The 25,237-nt window shown below is 38.0% G+C and carries 23 protein-coding genes and 2 pseudogenes; 4 read left to right on the plus strand and 21 right to left on the minus strand.

The window, feature by feature from the left end:
• Position 1: 1 nt before the first annotated feature.
• From ACESZG_RS01345 to ACESZG_RS01375, 7 genes and pseudogenes are all read right to left on the minus strand, one after another.
• A complete protein-coding gene (locus ACESZG_RS01345; protein WP_008703822.1) occupies positions 2-214 on the minus strand; it encodes a helix-turn-helix transcriptional regulator in 213 nt (70 codons plus the stop codon).
• 158 nt (positions 215-372) lie between these two features.
• Complete coding sequence (locus ACESZG_RS01350; RefSeq protein WP_008703824.1) at positions 373-1,563, minus strand: CHAP domain-containing protein; 1,191 nt, start codon at positions 1,561-1,563, stop codon at positions 373-375.
• Positions 1,541-1,747, minus strand: a complete 207-nt coding sequence (locus ACESZG_RS01355) for a hypothetical protein (RefSeq protein ID WP_012744284.1) — start codon at positions 1,745-1,747, stop codon at positions 1,541-1,543. Before ACESZG_RS01355 ends, ACESZG_RS01350 begins: the two co-directional genes overlap by 23 nt.
• A gap of 299 nt (positions 1,748-2,046) precedes the next feature.
• A pseudogene (locus ACESZG_RS01360) lies at positions 2,047-3,948 on the minus strand (LPD16 domain-containing protein); the annotation flags it as partial.
• 37 nt (positions 3,949-3,985) lie between these two features.
• Positions 3,986-4,771 (minus strand): ParA family protein, encoded by a 786-nt coding sequence (locus ACESZG_RS01365; RefSeq protein ID WP_373217398.1) that lies wholly within the window; start codon positions 4,769-4,771, stop codon positions 3,986-3,988.
• Positions 4,772-5,268: 497 nt separating this feature from the next.
• Positions 5,269-5,469 (minus strand): annotated as a pseudogene (locus ACESZG_RS01370) (hypothetical protein); the annotation flags it as partial.
• A 110-nt stretch (positions 5,470-5,579) separates the two neighbouring features.
• On the minus strand, positions 5,580-6,152 hold the full coding sequence (locus ACESZG_RS01375; protein WP_173684671.1) for a hypothetical protein: 573 nt from the start codon (positions 6,150-6,152) through the stop codon (positions 5,580-5,582).
• 186 nt (positions 6,153-6,338) lie between these two features.
• Here ACESZG_RS01375 and ACESZG_RS01380 point away from each other — a divergent pair, with 186 nt between their 5' ends.
• Positions 6,339-6,818 (plus strand): hypothetical protein, encoded by a 480-nt coding sequence (locus tag ACESZG_RS01380; RefSeq protein WP_226839781.1) that lies wholly within the window; start codon positions 6,339-6,341, stop codon positions 6,816-6,818.
• A gap of 23 nt (positions 6,819-6,841) precedes the next feature.
• Here ACESZG_RS01380 and ACESZG_RS01385 read toward each other — a convergent pair whose 3' ends face one another.
• Positions 6,842-7,255, minus strand: a complete 414-nt coding sequence (locus ACESZG_RS01385; protein ID WP_005426519.1) for a response regulator transcription factor — start codon at positions 7,253-7,255, stop codon at positions 6,842-6,844.
• Positions 7,256-7,373: 118 nt separating this feature from the next.
• Between ACESZG_RS01385 and ACESZG_RS01390 the strand changes: the two genes are divergently transcribed.
• Both ACESZG_RS01390 and ACESZG_RS01395 read left to right on the plus strand, forming a co-directional pair.
• Entirely contained in the window at positions 7,374-7,748 is a 375-nt protein-coding gene (locus ACESZG_RS01390) for a BlaI/MecI/CopY family transcriptional regulator (RefSeq protein WP_092073165.1), read from the plus strand.
• A gap of 10 nt (positions 7,749-7,758) precedes the next feature.
• Positions 7,759-9,555: a BlaR1 family beta-lactam sensor/signal transducer gene (locus ACESZG_RS01395; RefSeq protein WP_373217400.1), complete on the plus strand. Its 1,797-nt coding sequence runs from the start codon at positions 7,759-7,761 to the stop codon at positions 9,553-9,555.
• Between the two features lie 27 nt (positions 9,556-9,582).
• Here ACESZG_RS01395 and ACESZG_RS01400 read toward each other — a convergent pair whose 3' ends face one another.
• The 5 genes from ACESZG_RS01400 to ACESZG_RS01420 form a co-directional block, all read right to left on the minus strand.
• Complete coding sequence (locus tag ACESZG_RS01400; protein ID WP_373217402.1) at positions 9,583-10,830, minus strand: DUF6070 family protein; 1,248 nt, start codon at positions 10,828-10,830, stop codon at positions 9,583-9,585.
• Positions 10,817-11,974: a DUF6070 family protein gene (locus ACESZG_RS01405; protein ID WP_055052404.1), complete on the minus strand. Its 1,158-nt coding sequence runs from the start codon at positions 11,972-11,974 to the stop codon at positions 10,817-10,819. The genes ACESZG_RS01400 and ACESZG_RS01405 overlap by 14 nt, the downstream gene beginning before the upstream one ends.
• 40 nt (positions 11,975-12,014) lie before the next feature.
• Positions 12,015-14,114 (minus strand): penicillin-binding transpeptidase domain-containing protein, encoded by a 2,100-nt coding sequence (locus tag ACESZG_RS01410; protein WP_373217404.1) that lies wholly within the window; start codon positions 14,112-14,114, stop codon positions 12,015-12,017.
• Positions 14,115-14,842: 728 nt separating this feature from the next.
• On the minus strand, positions 14,843-15,088 hold the full coding sequence (locus tag ACESZG_RS01415; RefSeq protein WP_368262107.1) for a transposon-transfer assisting family protein: 246 nt from the start codon (positions 15,086-15,088) through the stop codon (positions 14,843-14,845).
• Positions 15,085-15,216: a hypothetical protein gene (locus ACESZG_RS01420; RefSeq protein ID WP_008703848.1), complete on the minus strand. Its 132-nt coding sequence runs from the start codon at positions 15,214-15,216 to the stop codon at positions 15,085-15,087. The genes ACESZG_RS01415 and ACESZG_RS01420 overlap by 4 nt, the downstream gene beginning before the upstream one ends.
• A 119-nt stretch (positions 15,217-15,335) precedes the next feature.
• On the opposite strand from ACESZG_RS01420, the gene ACESZG_RS01425 reads away from it, so the two are divergent.
• Positions 15,336-16,484 (plus strand): SLC13 family permease, encoded by a 1,149-nt coding sequence (locus ACESZG_RS01425; RefSeq protein WP_055153005.1) that lies wholly within the window; start codon positions 15,336-15,338, stop codon positions 16,482-16,484.
• 189 nt (positions 16,485-16,673) lie between these two features.
• Here the strand turns inward: ACESZG_RS01425 and ACESZG_RS01430 are convergent, their stop codons facing one another.
• The 8 genes from ACESZG_RS01430 to yfcC form a co-directional block, all read right to left on the minus strand.
• Complete coding sequence (locus tag ACESZG_RS01430) at positions 16,674-17,441, minus strand: carboxymuconolactone decarboxylase family protein (protein WP_119250628.1); 768 nt, start codon at positions 17,439-17,441, stop codon at positions 16,674-16,676.
• 28 nt (positions 17,442-17,469) lie between these two features.
• Positions 17,470-17,940 (minus strand): flavodoxin, encoded by a 471-nt coding sequence (locus ACESZG_RS01435; RefSeq protein ID WP_118593236.1) that lies wholly within the window; start codon positions 17,938-17,940, stop codon positions 17,470-17,472.
• A gap of 126 nt (positions 17,941-18,066) precedes the next feature.
• On the minus strand, positions 18,067-18,945 hold the full coding sequence (locus tag ACESZG_RS01440) for a LysR family transcriptional regulator (protein ID WP_008703856.1): 879 nt from the start codon (positions 18,943-18,945) through the stop codon (positions 18,067-18,069).
• 221 nt (positions 18,946-19,166) lie between these two features.
• Entirely contained in the window at positions 19,167-19,487 is a 321-nt protein-coding gene (locus tag ACESZG_RS01445) for a nucleotide pyrophosphohydrolase (RefSeq protein WP_008703857.1), read from the minus strand.
• Positions 19,488-19,593: 106 nt separating this feature from the next.
• Positions 19,594-21,411: a DUF6320 domain-containing protein gene (locus ACESZG_RS01450; RefSeq protein WP_173704522.1), complete on the minus strand. Its 1,818-nt coding sequence runs from the start codon at positions 21,409-21,411 to the stop codon at positions 19,594-19,596.
• On the minus strand, positions 21,408-22,358 hold the full coding sequence (locus tag ACESZG_RS01455; protein ID WP_179979036.1) for an alpha/beta hydrolase: 951 nt from the start codon (positions 22,356-22,358) through the stop codon (positions 21,408-21,410). Before ACESZG_RS01455 ends, ACESZG_RS01450 begins: the two co-directional genes overlap by 4 nt.
• 141 nt (positions 22,359-22,499) lie before the next feature.
• A complete protein-coding gene (gene iadA, locus ACESZG_RS01460; RefSeq protein WP_044952676.1) occupies positions 22,500-23,648 on the minus strand; it encodes a beta-aspartyl-peptidase in 1,149 nt (382 codons plus the stop codon).
• A 32-nt stretch (positions 23,649-23,680) separates the two neighbouring features.
• A complete protein-coding gene (gene yfcC, locus ACESZG_RS01465; RefSeq protein ID WP_173704523.1) occupies positions 23,681-25,201 on the minus strand; it encodes a putative basic amino acid antiporter YfcC in 1,521 nt (506 codons plus the stop codon).
• Positions 25,202-25,237: the final 36 nt, after the last annotated feature.

Genomic DNA, 25,237 nt, shown 5'->3' on the forward strand with positions numbered 1-25,237 from the left:
CCTACACCTCATTTTCGGGTACGGCTTCCATTATGTCGCCAAAATCACACTCTAAGTATTCGCATATATTCAACAGCACGGGAAGGGTAACATTTTCATTTTTTCCGAGTTTCGCAAATGTACTTTTGCTTGCCCCGACCGCTTCTCGTAATTGACTCTTTTTCATTCCCTTGTCAATCAGAAGTTTCCAAAGTTTGTTGTACCGTACTTTCATTTCCGCACCTCCACCCAAATATAGTTTGTATTATAGCACTTTGAGAGTGAAATCGCAATTATTAAGTCTGTATTTTGAGACTTTTAGTTTTCAAACCGGCACAATATCTTTCTGATATGTAATCCAACCGCCTGCAAAATGCAGGCGGCTTGTGTATTTTAATAGGCAGGTGCGCCGTAGCCAAGAATCTCGTAATAACCGATAGAATACTCATTGACTCGGCAACTGTCGCCGGAGTTGCCCTCGACCGTATAAACCTTGCCGTTTTCGACCTTTTGAACAATACCCGTATGGTCGGATAATCCATCCTGACCACTTTCGTCTGCCCAATCGAAGAAAATAATCATTCCGGGGGCAGGCTCGGCGCTGCCATCCAGCCATTGTCCACGATCCTTAAACCATTGTACTCCGTTGACACAGCCTGCATATTTTGGGATAACTCCAGCGTCGATATAGCCGCACTCGTTGGCACACCAAGATACAAAGCAAGCACACCATTCTACACGGGAGTTAAAACCGTACCACGACCAATACGGCTGACCGCCCACATTGCCAACCAGAGAGAGTGCAACGGTCACGATCTGTCCGTCGCCGCCTGTAATGCCGTAAAGCACCTGTGACCAAAGGTAATTGTTTTCATCTGCAAGCAGTTCAGCGAGGTAGCCTTTCTGTTCTTCGTTAAAACCATATTGCGCCGCCATTTCCTCGGCAGTCTTGTGGCTGACGGTAATATACAGATAGGTTTGTGTGACCGTGCTTTCAGTTTCCACGATATTACCGTGTCCGTCATCGGTTTCGGTAATAACTGTTTCGGTCTTGCTCTCTGTTCGGGAAGATATTTGATTCATCTCCCAAAAGATGTCTTTTAAGAGTTGCTTTTTGCCATCGTCCATTGTGGCAACCTCTTGGGGGTTATCTTGATCCGTATTCGTTTTTACAGAGTAAACGGCAAGCACCTCTTTCCAAACGGCTCTGCTGCCACTCATTTCAAGAACATCATAGGATACCGAGTTCTTTTCCTCTTGCAGCTTGGTATCGTATTCGGTATTGATTTCCTGCACAACGGTCTGCATACTCATTCCAGTGCCGGAATCTTCGTCTGAGAAGAAAATGCCAAATACTGAGCCGAGGATCATACCAATCAGGCAAATCACGATAATAACCAAAACCGCCACCCAGCCGCCTGCGGCGATAGCGGCAATCAAGGCTTTCGTTCCGGCAATAATCGCTTTAATGGCAAGTGCGGTCGCTTTGGCAATCGCCTTTACCGTAACCACGGCGGCTTTTGCCGCAGCCCTTGCCGCTTGTGCTGCTCTCTGTGCAGTTTTAACCGTAATGATTGAATCCACCTAAAAATCCTGGATTGCTATGCCCCCGCTTATGCCCCTTGTCATCATAATGGTTTAAACCGCCAAAGAATCCTGGTCGACTCTCACCTACTTTATGCCCGTTATTGTCATAATGATTCATACCACCAAAAAAGGAAGGCGAACTATGTCCGATTTTCTTTCCATTTGCATCATAGTCGTTCATACCACCAAAGAATCCTGGTCTGCTCTCGCCTACTTTTTTCCGTTTGCATCATAATGGTTTATGGATCCAAAGAATCCTGGTCTGCTATATCCTTTTTTACTCATAATGTCACCCTCCTGACTCTATTAGCCTCTTGTTTGATCTCAGAATAACACACTTTTCTCATTTGGAAGTCGCATAACAGGCGACATTCTTTTATCGCATTTACATTCATTATACCATTTATAATTCTTCCGACAATACGCAATAAAGCCGGAAGCCACGTTATCATCCACGACCTCCGACTCGTTCTGCTTATTCTACACTGTCCTTACACCCAAATCAACTCCTCTCTCCGTTTTATCTTTTCCCTGCTTTTCTTGAATAATCCTCTTATTGATCTCAAGCCGTTCATGAATGGATAATTTCTTATCTTTTCCATCTACCGCCTGCTTCTGCTGTGCCGGTTTTCTATCTGTTTTTCCTACATCCTTAACAACTTCATTCGCTTCGGTACTTGTTACCCTCTCATCTGCTCTTCCTTCATATCTTTCTGCTATCTGCTGTTCTCGTCTCTCCTTCACACCTTTTTCCTCCAGATTGCAAAAACTCTGCAGATACGGAAGCACATGATTCTGCATGTCTGTCAGATCTTCCATATACTTTTGGAACTCTTCACTTCCTTTGCCTTTCTGGTAATTGATCCAATACTCATCTGTAAGCTTCATTTCATTATCATACTTCAACTGACTCACAATACCGCCATGTCCATTTCCAATATCCATTGACTTCTTAAAATGATGCAGCATCTGTTCACCTTTTTCCGCATAATATACAGTCACATATATCTTTGCAATTTTTGTAGGTTCCTCTGTCTTCGGATCACGTTTTGCATACCATTCTTTATCCATTTCTGCTGTTTTTGCATCCAGCTCAGACAGCTTCTGACATCTTGGATTCATGAGATCACTTTCTTCACAATAGTTTACATACACCATTGGTTCCATATCCTTTGGAAGTTCAGGTTCATAGGCTTTCAGTCTTTCAATCAATACTCCTGCACGAACAGACAGATCGCATTCTTCGTCTACAATATCCTTCAGATATGAAATATAGGAATGAATATTTCCACTTCTCAAATCCAGCATTACTTCCTGCACCGTATTTTCTCCCCTCTCCACATTATCTCGATACTCATACGGATCAAAAGCTTCTGCAATCTCATCCAGTGCCTCTGCCAGCTGTTCTGTGGTCATTTTCTCAGGATACATTGCTTCTCGAACATCCCTCATCGGTACATACTTGTAGTCCGGCAATGCTTCATGAATTTTCTCGATCCCTTCCCGTACCAGTGCAAGTTCTCCATAAAATCGAACATCATCCATCAGATTTCCGAATACGGTATTCCCTTTAACGATCGCAAATTCGGCTTCATCATAGTAACTGTCTTCCGGATCACGATAAATAATTCCCATTGAGCATCCCAGATACGCAGTTTTAGGATTCTCCCTATATTTTTCATAGACCGCAGCAATCTGATTAACATCGGTACTTTTTTCATAAGCTCCCATATCATGGAACTCATCACATTCTGTGGCGAAATATTCCAGATAAGGCTCTTTCTTCGGTGGCATATTATTAAGGACGTTATCAATCATGTTATAATTCGCCTCTTCCAGTTCCTCCACCTTTGCCAAAGGCTTATATTCGCCCTGGCTTTTCTGAATCTCTGCCATTACAACTTCATCCATTTCTTCTACTTTTTCCATCAACTGATCATAATCTCCACGGATGCGTTCTCCAGTCCAGCCTTCGTCTTCCAGAAGTTCCTCTGCCGCTTCTTCAATAGAAATTTGATCATTTTCATAGACGCCACCATCCATCAGACGAAAATCTTCATCGTAAAACGAATAATCATATCCTTCTTCTGTTCTCTGAATAGCAAAGTAACGTTCTCCTACCTCATATGCCAGTTCACTAAGAACCTGTTCTTCCAGATTCAGGAAAGAATCCAGCTGTTCAAAACTGATACTGTCTACAAAATGAGCGGTTACTTTTTCCCCGTCATTCAGAACTATGATATCACTGACAGACAGGGAATGCCCACGGAAATCTTCCGGTCTATCAATGTTGAACCTTTCAAAAATATCATCCAGTGACATATTTCCCGATAATTCCCCAACATAGACCAGCTTATAATCTTCTTTTTTTATCTGCATACCATCAAGTGGCTGTAAGGAAATGGGAGTTGCTCTTTTTTTAGATGGCATCTTTCAGCACCTCCTCCGTCACTCTCCGATAAGCTTCTGTAGCTTTGCCTTTCGGATCATAAGAGAAAATACTCTGTCCTTCTCTGACTGCTTCCTTCATTCTTACAGAAAATGGAATATAATTATCAAAGATATGAATTTGACTTCCATATACATTTCTGAGAAGTTCCATGTTATTTCTGGCATCATTCGTATGAGCATCGACCATCGTAAACAAAATACCTCCGACTTGCAGCTTCGGATTAATCTGCTTACGGACCTTACCGATTGTTTTTAACAACTGCTGCAATCCTTTGATTGGCAGGTAGGATGCTTCAACTGGAATGAGGACTTCATCTGATGCAGCCAGCGCATTAATCGTAATCATTCCCAATGATGGCATACAATCAATGATGACTACATCATATTGATCTTTGATACCATATAAAATCTGTTTCAATACATATTCTCTACTCATTGCATTTACCAACTGTACTTCCGTACCTGCCAGTCCAATGTTAGAACAGATAATGTCTATCCCCTCTGCCTGATGTCTGATAAAACATTCGGAAGGAATATCTTCATCTTTCATTACAGCATCCATAAGAGCAGTAAGTGTTTCATTACTGTCATCACAATCACGATATCCAAATCCTGCGGATACATCAGACTGTGGATCGGCATCTACAATCAACACTTTCATATTCTTTTGTGCTAATCCTACTGCTAAATTAGCTGTACATGCGGATTTTCCCGTTTCCCCTTTTTGGTTTACAATAGAAATAATTCTAGCCATTTTTCATCACCTTTCATCGTCATCAATCAAAAAGAGGACTGAATTAGACATCCGGAATCTATATTCCGTGCGAGCTAATTCAGTCCTATAATTACAATAATTCTGTTGTTTTTACTCTTGTCTTACACAAATCCATTTCCAGTCTGAATCTGTAATAATTCATATTCTGGAATGACAGCGCTGCTTTATTTTTCCCTTTTCAGGAAATTAAAAATAAGGACTAAATTAGTGCAACCCCTTGTATTTACTGGAGTTTTCTAACTTGTCCTTATTATAACTCGACCATGAGGTGTAATCTTCGGTAACGGTTCTTCATGCTTGCTGTTGTACTTGTCTACAAGTTTTCGGAATACAGCTTCATAATTTACTGCCACTTGTGGATTGCCATTGCGGTTGATGAATAAAAAAACACTATATCCGTCAATCACAAGGTTCTTCTGTTTCCTGCGGTGTTTCAGTATGTTTTGAAAGGCTTGATACACTTCGTCGCTCATTGTCTTGTAAATATATTCTTCTGGTGTAGGGCGTTTATTTCCAAAATACTTTTTGAAATTTGTCTGCACCTCTGGGTCGGCACTATCCATAGCTTCATCAATCGTTGCTTCAATATCAGCCCGAACATCAGCCAATGATACACCGCCAGCCTTTGCACCAGCTTTTAATGCCTTTTTTATATCTCGTTTTCTTAGACTTATCATATTTAACCTTTCTTATCATAATTGCAAATTTATAAATTCATCAGTATTAAAACTGAAATTCAAATACGCTACTAAAATCATTATTCAAGACATAATAAACTTTGTTTTTATTAAATATCCATACGAATTGTTTTGTGTACAATATTACAATAACTTATTATGGAAATTATAGCCATAATCCCCCACAAAAAGAGAAAAGGAAAATTAGTATAACTCATAGTAGAAATAACATTTGCTGAACAACTAGCTATAATAATTGCACTGACAATCGTTGTCTGCACAGACATTTTTATAAATCCTATTTTTGTAGCTACTATGCCAACGCATAAAGCGTACACAGAACATAATAATAACTCACTCCATATTTTAATGATATTTCCAAAAGAAAAAGTATCGGGAACTAGAGGGAATATGCGTTCAGTAATAAAGAAAATTAAAAAAATCAAAGCACTTCCGAGAAGCATACCACCAATTCCACTAAAAGCTACTAATAATACTTTCGCTTTCAAAAGGGTAGATTTATCAACAGGATAAGTAAACAAAAGTAAATTAAGTTTTCCAGCATACTCTTTGATGATAAATGTTGAAAACATAACAGAAATTAAAACAGCGTAAGCTACGGTTTGCAAAGCATTTATTAAAGTCCAAATATTTTCATATGTTGAAAATTCGATAGCGTCCACTTCACCGCCTGCATAAGCAATTAAGGCAAATGTGTATAAAAATCCCAAAATCACTAAAGAGATACTGTTCCTTCTGTTCGTAATAAGTTAATAGACACCAACACTCCCAATATAGCAGGAAACATTGGACTTCAGAAATGGGCAAATAAGGAAAATTTAAAAATTGTCTCTGCTGAATATAACAAGATGTTCACACATAATCTACATAATTTTTCAGGACTTGAAGACCGCATAGCCTTGTTACATATGCAGCAAAAAGAGGTAAATACCTCTGTTGTTTCTCTCGAGTCTCAGATACGCCATCTTCGAGAAATGCTAAAATATGCCGAACAATATCAGAAAAATAAAATTTACGACGACCATTATAAAAGCTCCAAAGATCCAGATCGTTATTTCCGTAAATATGAATCTCAAATTATTCTTTTCGCGGGTGCTGAACATATTTTACAGGAAAATGGCATGGATCTGAAGCATCTTAATTCCAATAAGTTACAAGAGCAAATTGCAGATCTTATTTCCAGAAAGGAATCACTAAATACTCAATACGTTTCTTTTAAGCAAGAAATAAAAGAGTTGGAATTGATACATCAAAACCTGTCCAAATATCTCAAACAGGATGCTCCTGAAATACAAAGATCTTCTCATAACCAACTCCCTTCTTTGTAAAACCATAATAATAGGCAGCGATTTCACTCGCTGCCTAAATTCCCGTTAAACCGATATCCCACACCTCGTACTGTTTGTATATATAATGGTTGTCCAGGATCATCTTCTATTTTTTCTCTGATATTGCAGATATGTCGCATAACCACATTATAATCACCGGAATAAGGTTCATTCCATACCAGATCATAAACCATTTCTTTTCCAAATATTCTACCTGGACTTTTCGCTAAAAGAAGTAAAATATCATATTCATATTTTGAAAGATGAACATCACTATCATTCTTTTTAACAATTCGTTCCTGTAGATATATTTTTAATTCTCCAAACCTTATAATTTCCGGTATGAATTGGTTTTTATGTTCCCAGCTAGTCAATATGTTTTCACTTATGCTTCCATTAGCATCTGTGATTCTCTCAATAATTTCTATCTTTTTCACCTTTATTGCCTCTACATTATTAATTTTATATTCTATATATCATCTGCCATTTGACTTTTTTCTTCTACAAGTAATATAATATATTTATTACATATGTAGGATTTAGCAGGAGGATTTTATTATGTCACTACCCCAAATTTCAGAAGCCGAATTTGAAGTTATGAAAATTGTATGGAAATATGCTCCCATCAATACAAATGAAATTACAGAAAAACTTACTCTAACTACCAGCTGGAGTCCAAAAACAATTCAAACTCTTATCAAGAGACTTGTTTCCAAAAAAGCTCTTTCCTACGAAAAACAAAGCCGGGTATTTGTCTATACTCCATTAGTCCAAGAAGATGAATATATACGCCAGGAAAGCAATTCTTTTTTAAAGCGATATTATAATGGAAATCTTTCTTCTATGCTGGCTTCTTACCTTGAAGACGATAAGCTCTCTTCAACAGAAATTGATAACTTACGCCATTTATTATCAAAACATCAGAAATAGGAGGTTTTGAATGAGCAACTGGATTATCCACTTTTTAATCAGTAATATCTTCATATGTATTTTTACACTTGTAATAATCGGAACAAAAAAACTTCTGAAAAAATATTTATCTGCGGCTACACAGTACCATCTCTGTTTTCTTTTATTTTTACTACTTGCCGTGCCATTTTTTCCTGTACAGATTCATGGCTCACAACTTTTTTCATGGTTACATTTTTTTCAAACTGACACAGGACTTAACTCTGGTACCGACACGCTATCCGAACTTACCAGTAATACACAAAATATTTTGTTAAACCAGGTGAATGATTTTTCAGTTTCCATCAGTAGTCAATTTTCTGGAGGCTTGAATACCATACTCTTTCTAATATGGATAACGGGTGTTATGATTATGTCAGTCCTCACCCTTCATTCATTAAACTATGTACGTTCCATAAAAAGATCTGCTCTCCCGCTTCAAAATCAGCAGGTAAAAACTATTTATTACAATTGTTTAAAGGAACTTAAAATCTCTCACCCAGTATCAGTCTACAGTACTGCATTTTTAAAATCACCAGTTTTAATCGGAATAATACATCCCAGAATTTACATTCCCATCCATTTAATTTCCGAACTGAATCCTGATGATATGCGTTTTATGCTGCTACACGAATTACAGCATTACCGTCACAAAGATACATTTATTGGCTTCCTCATGGTCATAAGTAATATACTCTACTGGTTTAACCCTTTTGTTTGGTACACTTTAAAAGAAATTCTCTGTGACCGTGAAATAGCCTGTGATTCTGCTGTATTGCAGATGATTTCTGCTGATGAATACCAAGCTTATGGAACTACACTGATTAATTTTGCAGAAAAAATATCCTCTTTTTCCTCTCCACTGGCAGTTGGAATGTCCGGAAATTTCAGGCAGATGAAACGACGTATTCTCAACATCGCCGTTTTTAGGAAAGAAACTCTTTATCAAAAAATGAGAGCATTGATAATTTATCTGGTCATTAGTGCTGTTTTTATTGGATGTACACCCATTTTATCCATTGATGCCTCTACTCAAAGCGTATATCATTTTAGTGATACAGACAAAAATATCTCCCTGTTAGATATATCCGAAACATTTGGAACATATGATGGATCATTTGTTTTGTATGACAATAATTTGGATTCCTGGAAAATATACGATCTTGAAGAAGCCACCAAACGTATTCCGCCAGAGTCTACCTACAAAATATACGATGCATTATTAGGGTTGGAATCCGGAATCATCACACCAGAACACTCTTCCATGACATGGAATGGTGATGCCTTTCCTTTTCCATCCTGGGAAGCTGATCAGGATTTAAACTCTGCTATGCAAAATTCCGTTAACTGGTATTTCCAGGCAATTGATTCGCAGCTCGGAATTAACAGAGTCCAGGGATTTTTGAATAAAATAGAATATGGAAACCAGACAACCAGTTCAAATCTGGATTTATACTGGTCCGATTTTTCATTAAAAATCTCGCCTTTAGAGCAAGTAACATTATTGAAAAAATTTAACACAAATGAATTCCATCTAAATTCCCAAAATGTATTTTCTGTTAAAAATGCTATAAAAATTGCCAGTACACCTAATGGTAATTTCTACGGAAAAACTGGAACCGGTCGTGTCAACGGACAGGATATCAACGGCTGGTTTATCGGATATGTAGAAACTTCCGATAACAGCTATTATTTTGCAACCAATATCCAAAGTGATTCTAATGCAACTGGCAAAAAAGCATTTGAAATCACTTCTGATATCTTAAAAAAATTACATATATGGAATTAACAAATATGAAAGGGCTGATAGTTGTTATCAGTTCTTTCTTTTTATTCTATATTGATATTTGGGAACTTCTTTCGTACCATTATTCAGAATTTTATTCCCCATATATTTAAAACTCTTATCATCGTTGAACTTAACAGTCAGCTCACTTGTAATAACGGTATCATTACATATAAATGTATCACATACAGCATCAACAACCAGCACATTGTTTCCCTCTCCGATATCTCTTATTTCAACGACCTCCGGTAAAGATGTTCCAAAATAAGTAGGGCTATAATTTAAACAACCTAATCGTTCCCAGTCATAAGTTTGATGTTCCGAATCAAATACTGCCCATTTTTTAATTTGCTCCGCTGTTATCGGCAAAAACTCCATTATCAGATTTTCAAACTCTTCTGCCGGAATTCCACTTGAGTTACCTGAAAACTCATATCTCTCCCCGTATTTCATTCGATATAAATATTCATATAAACCATTATAATCTAACCCTTCCATATCAGATCTATCCCAATCAGAACATAAAAGATTATTCCCCTGATATCCAAGCAAATACACACACTTCTTCGAAACTTCCCGGCATTCATCACTTAAAGGTTTAATTCTTATCATAGAACTGCCATCAACCGCTTCTGATACTTCCGGATACTTTGGAACGCATAGCGTATAACCAAACCAGCCTTTTTCTGTATATTTCCATTCTTCTATCCTTGTATACGAAACATATACAATAGATGGATTGTCGTTCATACCCCAAACAGCTTTCACAGCCAGCAAATACATATCTGTCCCATCATAATTGAATTTGAGTCTTTCTATCCCACCATCCCTGTTAATCCTATATAAGACGATATCTCCTGTCAGATCCTGTTCTGCCCTGAAAAGAAATTCTTCCATTTTAGAATAATTAGCCATATTTGAATACGGCGCTGATGTAATAACAGGGACATTTTTTTCCTTTAATACTTCCTGCATTTCTTCCATTACTGTCTCAGAAACTACTACATTCGATGAAGTTCCTTTATCCGCCTTTTGATAAATGGCTTTCATCTGATTCATAACATTCTTACAATCTTCAATAGCTTCTTCTTTCACGACTTCATCTACTGGCAAATCATATCCTCTTTCTTGTACAGCATAATTCGCAGTTTCCTGTGAAATATATTCTAAATCAGCCCCTTTACATTTTGTATTTCCTATGAAAAAGCATCCCAAAATAAATAAAACACTCACCATCTTTTTCAGTTTTCTTTTTGTACTCATATCAATTATCTCCATAACATTCCTCCCACTTTTCGTCTGATAATCTTTCCGTATACCAGGTAACCTCTATTTCTGACCTTGATACATAATTGGATACATATTGAAATCTATCTTTATCTAACAGCCGAATGGTTACGCTATGACAAAACGCCTGATCTAATTCTTTTTGTGGCCATACCGCATTTACTTCCAGTGTTATTGTTCCATCTTGATTTTCTATGTAGGAAACAACTTCCGGATATGGAATATATGGTGTGGGAGCAAAATCATATACGATTCCTCTGGTTCGATACCGATATGTCTGTGTTTCCGTGTGAAATACCGTTCCTGTCTGCAGTATCTCTGCGCTTATATTAAAATATTTTTGAAATATCGCTTCAAATGATTCTTTTGGGATTTCATAAGTCTTTCCTTCCTTAAATTCATCAGTTTTTTCTTCCATTGAAAGTAAACGGTCAAAAACATCATAAAAATTTATTCCATCATAATTTTTTTCACTCCAATTAGAAGTAAACAATTTATTAAGTGTATATCCAAAAGGAAGTATATATTTTCGATTCAGCTCCCTGCATTTTTTATTTAACGGCACTACCCGAAAGGCCCGATATCCAGACGGTCCATCATATCCAGCCGGATGATATTCTTCCATAAAGAAATACCCGTTTTCTGTATATTTCCATGAATTAGCTCTAAACTCATGATAATATGTTTCCTGCCAAGTATCCTCTTTCCATTTAAAAGAGCTTACTTCAACGTCTATTTTCCCCTGTTTGGTTTTCAGATCATACCGAATAAAATGATCTCCTGCTATAACTTGAAATATAGTAGTTTTTCCATTCTTCTCTTTTTCTGCTTTTTTCAAAAAATCATCTACTTTAATACTTTGAACCATATCCAGCTGATTGTAGGAATCAATTACTGCATATCCATATTTTCCAAAATAATCCATACTTTTTTGTATTGTACTCAGCTCATATAGTGCATTTTCTTTCGCAGCATTCTCATATATGCTCTGATAGTCTTCTGCCAGCATTTCACACTCTCTGTAAATTTTTTCTTTCGTATCTTCAATTGTCTTTTTCTGCTCTTTCTTTATGCCACATCCACTACAGACAGCAAGAAAAATAACTCCCCAAAATATTTTCCAAATTTTTTTCATATCATTTTCCTCTTACATTTGTAATATTTAAAGGTAAAAATTATTCATTACCGAGATATTCATCCAGTATCGCCTTATCCTTTTCCACCACATAACCGCTTCCTCCAATATCTTTCACATTCTCTACCATACTGATGAGCAAAATAGGATTCTCTGTATCTCTATCTGTAGTAAAAACTGTAAACCAGCCAATTTCTGTTCCAGATGTATCTTCTTTTGTAGCTTTCAGTTCCGCTGTTCCGGTTTTTCCTGCTAATCTAATGTCTTCCCGGCATGCTCCATAACCAGTTCCTTCCGGGTTATTCACTACACCCTCTAGCCCCTCCATAACCTCCAAAACAATCTGTGGTGAAAAAGCATCTTTTATCCAGATTTCACTGGAAGTGCTTCCATCCGCGTGAAGATATGGCTTTATCATATTTCCATCATTTAGAAAAGCCGTATAAATGCTTGCAAGATGCAAAGGATTTACCAGAATCTGTCCCTGTCCATACCCACTGTCAGCAAGCTGGATTTCTGTTTCTATCTTGTCCGTATTAGAATACTGAGACTCTGACATTTTAATATCAAATGGAAGTTCCTGATTAAATCCTATTTGATTTAGAGATTGCATCAGTTGATCCGCACCGATTTTTAATGCTGCTTTTGCAAAATAAATATTATCTGAATAAATAAGCGCATTTTTCAAGATCACAGGTGCATAATCATGAAGTGTAGTCACTGTATAATCTCCCCACGAGGAATCTTTCTGCCATGCCAGACCCTCATTTCCAAAATCGTCATTTGCAGTAAATGCCCCCACTTTTAATCCAATTGCAGCAATTACAGGTTTAAAAGTTGAGCCTGGACACCATGTCTGGCGAAAGCGGTTGTATAAAGGCCTGTCTTCATTTTCATTTAATGCACTCCACTGGCTATTGTCCATTCCACGTACAAAATCATTATTATCATAAGATGGCGTACTTACCAACGCCAGTACTTCCCCTGTATAAGGATTCAAGGCTACAGAACATCCTCTGTCTTCTTTAAATTGTTCATAAAGAGTACTTTGAAGATCGCCATCAATCGTAGTATGGATATCTTCTCCATCTTTTTTAGGCTCATATGCAATGACACTTTTTTTATTTCCATTTGCATCTACAATACAGATCTCACACCCATCTGTCCCTTTTAGTTCTTTTTCATAAAGCGTTTCCAGTCCCGTCTTTCCAATCACACTGTTTGTACGATACCCTTCCCCTTTATGTTCCTGCAAATCCTCGGCTGTAACCGCCTGTACATACCCTACCAGATGAGAGGCAGCTTCTTTTAGATAATAAGTTCGTACTTTTACATCAGATAACATAATACCTGGAATCTTCAATAATGTGTCCTGCTTTTCTTTTTCTTCCAGAACAGTTTCATCCGGATTCACTGTCAGAAGATCGACCTCTTGTATTTTAGGAATTGTTGCTACTGGTACAAAAGAATCTGCTTTTACCCAATCGGCTTTTAACTTATCCTCAATTTCGTCTGCTCCAATTCCAAGATACTCTGCCAGTTTTTTTATTGTATCTTCCCTGTTCTCCATTCTGCCCGGAACAATTCCTACCGAAGATGCAGTTCCCTCTCCAGCCAGCTGGCGACCATTTCTGTCTAAAATATTTCCTCTTTTTGCCTCTTCTAACGTTACCTGAACTTTATCCGTTGCAGATAACTCTGGAAAAATCAACTGATCCTGCCAGATTAAATGATATCCTGTCCAGTTATGTGAAAATACCGCATTGTTGGTAAATTCTACATTTCCTGCAGCAGTCTGCATATTTGTTGTATAGGAAACTGCCGCATTTCCGTTTTCTTTTCTTTTTGCTGTAATATCGGTTATGGACAGATCAGACATCTCAATGCCTTCATATATTTTAGAATTTCGTTCTATAAATTCTTCCTTACTGTTCATGCTGCTTTTTTTCTGATCCAGCATGGCATACATTTGCTCATATTCCCCTTTTTCAATATATTTCATATATTCCATTAGTCTTTTTTCAGGAACATTACGATTCATTATTGTTACAATACCGATTCCACCACCAATCAATATACCGCTAAATAAAACTATTTTTGTAATAATCTTCGTGTGTTTTTTTCTTTTCGTTTTTCTCATATAGTTTTATTTCTCCTTTTTTCGTATTTTCTTAAATATTACACTTGTAATATTTAAACGTCAAGTTTTTTCTTAGGTTTATATATGTAAACAAGAGGAAAGATTTGGATAAAAAAAGAAAGGGCATCTCAAAGCCCTCTTTGATAAAGAACTTTACCGACACCCTGAGGTAATGGTTTCTCCGGATGTTTCCCAAACGCTATAATCACTCTCCAGAAGAACCAAAAACGATTTTTAATTTTTCTCTCAGAAAAAAAGAACTACTCTAAATCTGCAGATCTTTGAAATAACCCTGCTCGTTTCTTATAATCACAAACATATTCAGACAACACATTCTTTGCTGGCAGATTATTATAGCAGAAAACGCAACAAATCCCTTTATTAACTTTTGTTCCATATATTTCCTGTACCAATCCTATTGTTTCATCATCTGAACAAAAGCTCTTCGGAATCTCCCTACAATCCCTGATAATAACGCAAATCTGTTTACTATGTCCTCTCTGTCAGTATACAAGCCAGCTAATCTCTTTATTATAGTATCTAAATACTTCTTCCCAATTCCACTACTCAAAATTTCTTCAGTCACTGTTTCTGCAGATGTGTTTTTATATCAGCCAGAGTTCCCCTGGCTGAATTCTTCCAATATATACCTGTTAACACTTCTCAATGCTGACACTTTTTCCTTCGCTTCTCATCTTTCACCTGCTATACTGCACTCTGGCTTGAATTCATTCCCTCTCTTCCAGTTCCGATTTATAATCTTCCAAGTCCATAAGAAAAGTCTCATAGCCTTCATCACTCATGCAGAACAGCTTTCTTAGGGTATTGCAGACAAGCACGATCATATCCGCATCCCCTTTTAGAAATGGAATGATATGGTCGATTGCTTCCATTGTGTCATTTCTGTTTCCTTTATCAAACATTGCCGTTACTGAACATTCGTCTGTATCAAAGTTCATTGCCAGATTTATCATAATTCTACATCCCCCTTCTTATGTGCTTTGGATTTTTCTACTTCTTTATTTTCCTGCTCCTGTGCTTTTGCCCTTGCCTGAAACTCTTTCAACGACTGCAGTACAGATTTTTTCAGTTCTCCTTTCATTATACAAGAATGAGGCGGTAATCGCAAACACAATCCACAATACAAAATGATATTCTTTTTTTCTGGATGTTTCTGTGATATACTTATACGCGGTCGTATCAGACCGGAAAGGAAATATTATGTTACAAAAATTATATGTTTTTTTCAGGAAAGAAACCGTTTTGTCAATTGCAGTGATCCTGGCGCTTCTTTCTATGTTCTGGGTCAGACCGGATAAGGCTTATTTTACTTATATCGATTTCAGGACTCTCGGGCTCCTCTTCTGTTTGATGGCAATTGTAGCTGGTTTGAAGGCTGTTGGTGTTTTTGATATACTTGCCAAAAAATTGCTGATGGGAACATCGGGAACTGTGGGTGCGATCAGGCTGTTGGTACTCTTATGTTTCTTCCTGTCAATGGTGATCACCAATGATGTGGCATTGATTACTTTTGTTCCTCTTGCACTGATCATTGTGCATAAACTGCCAAAGGAACTGGGCAATTACTGGCTTCTTAAAATAGTAGCCATGCAGACAATCGCTGCTAATCTCGGAAGCATGCTTACACCAATCGGAAATCCGCAGAACCTTTATCTATATGCCAGAGCAGGGATGTCCGCGGCAGAATTAATAACCCTGATGCTTCCCTATTCCGCCACAGCACTTATCCTTCTTCTGATATGGATACAGGTAGCCGCTGCCAAAGCACCTCACGTATGCGGTTCCGAAAAAGATAAAACTCTTTTGGGATTCTCTGACAGAAAAGAACTTAACATGGAATACCTGGCCGCTTACCTGATCTTATTTACAATCTGCCTGCTCACTGTTGCACGTATCATTCCATACCAGATTCCTCTTGTATTGGTTCTTATATATATACTGCTAAGAAACAGGGAAAATATAAGCAGGGTGGATTACTCCCTGCTTGCCACCTTTATCGCATTATTTATTTTTATCGGCAACCTTGGAAGGATTCCGCAATTCAGCAGTTTTCTGGAAAGAATCATGGCAGGAAGGGAAACACTTACTGCTGTTCTTGCCAGTCAGATTATGAGCAATGTTCCCGCTGCGCTTCTTTTATCCGGCTTTACAGATAATTACCGGGCTTTAATTGTCGGAACCAATATTGGAGGTCTCGGCACTCTGATTGCATCCATGGCAAGCCTGATAAGTTTCAAATATATTGCAAAAGAAAACAGGAGTCTGAGAGGGAAGTATTTGGGAATATTCACAGCCTCCAATATTATATTCATGATATTCATGTTAATATTGTATTTTTTTCTTAGATAAAGGTTTTCCCGGAATTACAAAAGCTATAGCAATTCTTTCTTCGCAAAAAATTCTCCGCGGCACTCTCCCATCCTGGAAGAAAAGCCGCGGAGAAATAAATATATTTTCGATGCCAATACAAAGATCATTAATCTTTACACCACTTTACAACTTTCAAATTGTCTTATAAATATAGTTTTTTCAACCTTCCTATTTTAGTTTTCTATATTCTTCATCACTTACCGGTTCAAGCCATTCATTGGAACTATTTTCGCCCGGAACTTCTATTGCCAGATGTGAAAACCATTCATCCGGTGCTGCGCCATGCCAGTGTTTTACTTCTGCCGGAATATTAATGCAGTCGCCTGGCTTCATTTCTACAGCTTCTTTACCTTCTACCTGATAATATCCTCTTCCGGCAACGCATACCAGAATCTGTCCGCCTCCACTTTTTGCATGATGGATATGCCAGTTATTTCTGCATCCTGGTTCGAATGTCACATTGAAAATTCCAACCTGAGAAGTAGAAATCGGTGCAAGAAAACTCCTGCCCGAAAAATACTGTGCAAAGCCATCGTTTGGTGCACCAATTGGAAATACCATCTCTTTTGCATGCGCCCGCATCGCTTCCTCTTCGTATGGCAAATCTCCTTCGCCTGTTTCCCACACTTCCTTTGCAAGATTGAAAACAGCCCATGCTTTTGGCCAACCTGCATAGAATGCGGCATGTGTGATCACTGCAGCAATCTCTTTTTGTGTCACACCATGATTTTTTGCATTTTGAAGATGATATCTTAAAGAAGAATCCGTAATTCCGGAAGCCATCAGAGCAACCACTGTAATAATGCTTCTTGTTTTTACGTCGATGTCCTGATTATTCCAGTTTTCGCCGAAAAGTACATCATCGTTAAAATGTGCAAATTCCGGTGCGAATTCACCAAGTGTATTTCTCCCTGCTGTCTGTACTATTTTTCGCATATTCTGTATACCTCCATAACGCTGTTGTTTATAAAGAGTTTACCCATTCACTGATTTCCTGTTTTGTTCCACAATTTAACAGTCTGCCTTCTGTAATAACTGCGTCTGGTGCAGATGACTGCAATTCTTTCACAGTGTTTCCAAATCCACTTCCTCCGGATGTTGCAAAAAGCACAATCTTTTTACCACTGAAATCGTAAGCTTCTAAAAATGTATTGATGATTGTCGGAGCCACATACCACCAGATTGGGAATCCCAGAAGGATCTCGTCATAAGAACTCATATCCATCTCTTTTTTCATAATCGCCGGTCTATATTTTTTATCACTCATTTCCACACTGCTTCTGGATTTTTTATTCATCCAGTCAAGATCAGGCTTTGTATATGGAACTTTCGGCTCAATCTCAAACAAATCCGCTTTTGCTTCCTCTGCGATCATCTGTGCTACTTTTTTTGTTGTTCCGCTTGCACTGAAAAATGCCACTAATTTTTTACTCATAATAAAAAGCCCCTTTCTATACGTATTTTTCACAAAAAAATAGATGTATAAGATTTACATTCATCTTACACATCTATTTTAAGCTCTATCGCTTCATTATGTCTAATGCTTATATTGAATTTTGTTTTATGCCTGAAAAGCATTAATCTCCTCGATCATTTTACGGACTGCCAAAGAATATGGGATATTCCGTCGCCAGGCAATCACCGTACTGGTCTTGATTTCAGGAGAAATTCTTCGCTGTACAAGAATATCCTCTCGCCAATACTTTGCAGCACCCTCAATTGAAATTGGATACCCCAGTCCATTTGCCGCCATAACTCCGGCATTCGTTCCAAGATTACTCGTAAAAGCAATCTGTAATTTTGAAAAGTCTTTCCCAAACCAGTTGGCAAGTTCACTTTGAACGTTCATTCTTTCCGGCAGGATCAAGGGCTTTCCAATAAGATCTTCTTTTTTTATAAACTCTTTTTCTGCCAGCGGATCATCCGGCCGCATTCCGACACACCAGTGATCGCAATCTGTGATCCGGATATAATCCAGCCCTTCGGTGTCCACCGGCTCCATGAATAATGCAATATCTACAAGTCCTTTGTTCATCATCTCATACACTGCATCTGCTGTTGCAGTATGCAATACAATCTGAACCAGCGGATATTTTTCTTTATATGTTTTACATATCTTCGCCAATGTCTCCACTGCTGCAAATTCACCGCATCCAATGGTTATCGTGCTCTCTACAACCTCTTCTTTTCCTTTCAATTCCTCAAGCGTCCTTTCCTCAAGATTAAGAATCTCCAAAGCACGCCTTTTTAATAAAATTCCTTCATCAGTGAGCGATATTTTCTTCCCATTTCGAATAAATAATGTTATTCCCAGGTCCTCTTCAAATGCCGCCATTTGTCTGGATAGCGTTGGCTGGGTAATATGCAATTGTTCTGCTGCTTTTGTAAAGCTCTGTTCTTTTGCTACTGTTAAAAAATAGCGTAATAATCTTAATTCCATATCTTTATATTCCTACAAATTTTTCTTGTAACCATTCCATCATATTGCATCCCAGACATATCTGCACAAAATACCGTGGGTTATTTTGGGGTTATTTTCTAACCGCCTATGCCCTTCAGACTGTGATTTTACTGGCTTTTGGGCGAAGCTTTCAAAGAGTGCCGTGGCATATAAATAGTATTTTTATCATTGTTCTTATAACGCCTCTTCCTTTTCCACTATTATAGCTGATCGTACTTGGCCGCACTCCCTTTTGCCTTATCTACCGGATACTTTGCTTCATTCTGCGACATCTTCATATTTATGATTTCATCTGCATCCAGTTCCAGTTTGTCTAACAGATTCTGACTATAAACCAAAACATCCGCCAATTCCTCCTTGACATGTTGCAGATCATATTCTTCATCAGACCACTGAAAACACTCTAATAACTCTGCTGCCTCAATCACGATTGATTTTGCAAGATTTGCCGGCGAATGAAACTGATCCCAGTTTCGATCTTCTGTAAATTTTCTAATTCTGTCTATTGTTTCATACTTCATAATTAAATACTCCTTTATTTTGCTACTTCTAACAATGCTTTCTGACAAAGTGAAATTATTCAGTTCAGCATTTTCAGACACGCTCTAATGTTTCATCAACACTATTTTATACATGCAGATTTTTCTGCATCTCTTCTTTAAATTCTCTTCCTTTAAACAATATCACTGCTACAAGAAACAGGAAACATATTAACGCTCCAAACATACTTACTGTTGGACTTTTCACCACTTTGCATAAGAGTAAGATTCCCGGAAGAATCAATCCGTATCCGGCAGCCATAATTTCGTAAATAAGATACTCTCGCACAGGACATTTCCGCACCTTAGCGATTACAAACATCGCTGCAAGTGTAGATACACTCATGATCGGCAGCACAAAATCTACAGACCAACTGTGCCAACCGGTCAGTGCATCCCATATAAAGCAGATAATAGTACCGATAAAAAGCTGCCACATCGCATTTTTCAGCAGATTATAGCGTTTAAAAAATCCAATCGATGAGGCAATCCACATTGTCACAACGCCTCCGGCTGTGAATAAGGTCCAGCGAATTCTAGGATGGAAATTATACTCCGTAACAAGCATTGCTGCAACAATTGCAATACACAGAAAGCTATAAATTTTATAGACTTTCATTTCCTGTTCGCTTGGCTCATCTGTCTTTGGAAATTCAGGTTTTACTTTTTCAGATGCAATTCCCTGTTCTTTTAACAAGCGATAAAAATTACGTTCAATGTTCACTGTGTCGTATCTGGATGTAAATGCAAATGATAATTTATCCTGAAAAGAACACAAACACAATTCAAACTTAGGAGTGTTTGTGTACACACCAAATCGTTCGATATAAGGTACATAACTCGCATGTATTTTAACCGCACTCATATTAGAGAAGATTGCTGTCGTGTTCTTCTCTGAATATTTTGCCCCGGCCTGAATACATAGATTTTTCAGTTCCAAAGGTGCAAGCCTCAGAATCGGATGCAGTTCCAAAGCAAGCAACTCGCTGATATGTGCTGACATCTTTTCTTTTGTCAGTTCTGTCTCAAAAAATTCTTTCGTATATTTCAGTATTGCCTCAAAACTTTGATCTTGTGTAGTAAAATTATATCCCGGCTCAATCCAATTAAAAAAATTCAGCATCGATAAAGACGGGAAAAACTTTCTTAAGTTAACCGGAACCATTAACACGACCGGCTTTTTCTTTTGCATTTTAGACATTTCTTCATTTATTGCCATCATAAATAATGCTGTCAAAAAGACTGTCATAGATACTCCGAGTTCCCTGCTCCGCTTCAATACTGCCTGAACTGAAACAACAGATTCATGGACGTGCAGATGATTTCCATCTTTCTTTCTTTTCCGTATCTGGAAAGCATGTAGTTTTCTTTTTTCCGGTCGTTTCTGATCTTTTGAATAATATTTCAAAAAACTATCAACTTCTTGATCTTGTACCGTCATATCTTCTGGTAACAATGAAACTGGTTCTAATCCATTTACTTTGTGAATAAGATAGAGATAATTTTTTACCAGTTCTTTTAAAAATTCTGTCGCTCCTGTGCCATCTGTCAATACATGGAATACTTCGAAGTTGATTCGTTTTTTATAATAGGTTACTTCAAAAAGCAGTGTCTTCTTATCCTTTATATAGAGTCTACTACAAGGCTCTTTGTACTCTTCCTTTACAATCGGTCGTAAATTACATGGCTCAAGATAATGCCAGAATAATCCTTTGCGAAGCACCATTAAAAACGTAGGAAATGTTTCTATTGTCTGATTCAATGCTTCCTGCAAAACGTCAGGATTTACTTCTTCTTTCAATTCGCAGTAAAAACGAAACACTCTCGTATCTTTTTTATTACTGGCAGCAGAATATAATTTTGCTGCATTATCTAGTTTTCTCCAACGTGCTTTTTTCTTACTCACAGTGTTTCCTCTTTCAGAAATTCATTGATATAGGTGAAACTTTCCTGTACATGAAGCTGCTTGATCCCCAATGCAAAATATCCATGTAATGCATCTTTGATCCGATGTATCTCCACATAATTTCCAGCCTCTTTTAAGCGCTTCCCATATGCTTCCCCTTCATCTCGAAGTGGATCAAATTCACATGTAAGAATCAATGTATCAGGTTGATTCGCTAAATCTTCTGCTATGTATGGTGCAAAATAAGGATTCTTCTTATCCTCTTTATTTCTCGCATAAAGATCAATATAATCCTGCATCTTCCCAGCTGTCAAAAGATAATCTGTTCCATTTTCCTTAACAGATGGAAATGGTGAATTTTCTGTATAATCATTATATGTAGCCGGATAGATCAGTATCTGTCTTTTTGGCATAAATTCTCCACGATCTCTAGCCATCAAAGATAATGCTGCACAAAGATTCCCTCCAGCACTATCTCCGATCAATGTAATATTTTCGGGTTTTATGTTGAGCATAAAATCTCCGGAATATAATGTTTTCGCAACGGCATAACAATCTTCCAGACCTGCCGGGAATTTATCTTCCGGTGCCAGTCGGTATTCAACTGCAACTACATATTGTCCGGTTGCATTAGCAAGCCGGGCACAAATTCTTTCATAATTATCGATACTCTCTGTAACCCAGCCGCCGCCATGTATAAACAAAAGCATCTTTTTATCTTGAATATTATGTTTCTTTTCTTCACTCTCACGAAAACTTTTTTCAGTTGGAAAGAAAATACGAATCGGGACTGCATGACTCCCGTTATATATTTTCTCATCTATTTTTTTATAAAAAATCTTCATCGGATCCAATCGTTTTAAATCCGCCATATGACGAAATGCTTCTACTTCCACACCATCAAAAGACAGAGCTTTCAAAATCTTCTTCGCTGTCTGATTAATCAATACTATATTCTCCTTATACCCGTTCTTATGTCTTTAAAAGACTACGAGCCCATTATATCATAAAGTGCTTATTAAAGTGAATTTAATATTGCAAAAAGCACCAGCCAACTGAATGACTAGTGCTTTTAACATCAATATACTTTATTTTGTATAAACTGTATTCCCTTTTGCAATTACTTCAACAAGCTGAAGTTCCTGGTCAAGAATACAAAGATCCGCATCATAGCCTTCTTCAACCTTACCTTTTCCTTTGAGCCGAAGAATATCTGCCGGATTAGATGTAATTGTAGAAATAGCTATTTCTAAAGGAATTTCTGTTTTAAATACACATTCCTTTACTTCCTTCAGAAGGCAGCTGGACTGTCCAACGCCCATTCCAAGGAATTCACCATCACTACTGTACATCGGAAGGCTTCCCTGTCCATCAGAAGAAATTGTCATACGGTCAGGATTTACTCCTGCATCCAGCATCCGTTTGATACCATTACATACACGTACCTCATCACAGATAGTTTCCCAATAGTCAATATCTTCATTTCCGGTAAAGTCTACTGCTCCGCCTTTCAGCGCATACTCAATCGACTTGCCAAAAAGCATCTCATTTCGATTGATATGTGTTGGCAGTATTTGAGAAGCCGGTATCTCTGTCTCATCTACCACTCGTTCAATAAGATCTAAGCATCTCGGACTGTCGCCAAGATGAACATTTACAATACCTGCTTTCCCAGAAAGAACACCGCCAAGTCTTGTATCCGCAACGACACGCGCAAATTCCTCAAAAGTCGGCTGTGAAGAACGATGATCAGAAATCGCGATTTCTCCGGTTCCAATGATTTCCTGAATCATCATAATATCTTTGACAATACTGTCCGTCAACGTATGAACCGGAATCTGATAACTGCCTGTATAACAGTATGCAGACATTCCCTGCTCATTCAATCCTTTTGTCTTTGCAACCAGTGCACACATATCACGACCGATTCCATCCGTTCCAAGGCAGCCAACAACTGTTGTTACTCCAAACTTCGTAAGTCCTTCCATCGTTGCTTCCGGAGTACGATTGGCGAATCCACCTTCGCCACCGCCTCCAAGTACATGAACATGACAGTCAATGAATCCCGGAGTTAAAAGTAACCCCTCTCCATTGATCATTTCTGCCTCAGAAAGAAATCCGTCTGCGCATATAGAGCCTGCATCTTTAATCTTGACAATCTTATCATTGATTATAAGTACATCTTTTTTCCCCAGATGCTGTGGGGCATAGACATCAATATTCTGAATTAATTTCATCATAAATCACTCTCAATTATCAAATGTATGTTTTAGAATCCAGTTCCAACTGCAATAAGAATTGTAATAATTGCACCAATCATTAATACACCAAGGAATTTCCACATGAATTTAATCCAGTTAGACCACTCAATCTTTGCAATTGCAAGAGATCCGATCAGGCATCCTGATGTAGGAACAATCAGGTTTGTAAATGCATCACCAAGCTGGAATGCAACTACAGCTGTCTGACGTGAAACACCTAACAGGTCTGACAGTGGAGCCATGATTGGCATTGTAATCGCAGCCTGTCCGGTTCCGGATACAACGAAGAAGTTGAATACGGACTGGAACAGATACATAAGTACTGCTGCAACTGCTCCGGAAACTCCAGACAGTGCATTTGAAATATTATACATAATTGTATTAATAACCGTAGGTGTTGTCGGATCAGATCCACCAAGAACCTGCATGATGCCCTGTGCCATAGCAACAACAAGTGCAGCACCGATCAGGTCTTTTGCTCCATCTTTGAATGATGTTGCGATATCATTCATTTTCATATCGTTCAGTTTAAAGATAACTCCAATCACACCGGAAACAATTCCCATAATGAAGAACTGAGTAGCAATCTCTGGCATGTAGTATCCTTGAGTCATAACTCCCCAAACTACCCATACTACTGTAGCAGCCAGTGTCAGAAGAACTAAAATGTGTCCAAGACCAAATGAATGTCCTTCGTCAATTCCTGTTTTTTCATTCTGCTCACGGAAATATGCATCGGTCTTATATGCGATTGAGATTGTCGGAGTCTTTTTGATCTTTGATGCATAGAACATAGTCATTCCACAGCCAAGAACTGTAAATACTACCCACATTACCATACGGAATCCTGCTCCGGAGAATACATCAATACCTGCAATACCCTGTGCAATACCTACAGAGAATGGATTCATCCAGGATGAACCGAAACCAATCTGTGTTGCAACATAAGTAACAAGAACTGCGATAACTGAATCATATCCAACTGCTACAAACAACGGACAAAGAATCATAGTAAACGGAAGTGCTTCTTCTCCCATTCCAAAAACTGCTCCACCAAGAGAAAACAGTACGAAAAGTATCGGAATCAGCAGTTTTTCTGCTCCCTTTGCCTTACGGATCAATCCGATCAATCCGGATTCAATCGCACCTGTACGGATCATGATACCGAATGCACCACCTACTACCATAAGGAATGCGATAATCTCGATTGCAGAACTATTTACGATTCCGTTATACATATAGTTGAAGAATCCTGTTCCACCATCTCCACTAAAGAGTGCTACTCCTTCTGTTACTACATTTCCTGCATCGTCTGTCAGATACTGGAAACTTCCGTCTTTGATTACTGTACGGGTTTTCTCAACACCATTGATCATGTACGAAATATCCTGTGTTTCGTAAAATCCCTTTGGTACAAGGAAAGTCAGAAGTGCTGCGACAACAACTACTAAAAAGATAATAATGTAGGTGTCAGGCACTTGAAATCCCTTGTTAAAAGACTTTAACCCTTTTCCTTCTTTTTTGCTCATTTCGAGTTTTCCTCCCATTTTTGATATACTATACCA

This window comes from Blautia sp. Marseille-P2398 (genome assembly GCF_964240315.1).
In the GTDB taxonomy this organism is placed as follows: Bacteria; Bacillota; Clostridia; order Lachnospirales; family Lachnospiraceae; genus Blautia_A; species Blautia_A wexlerae.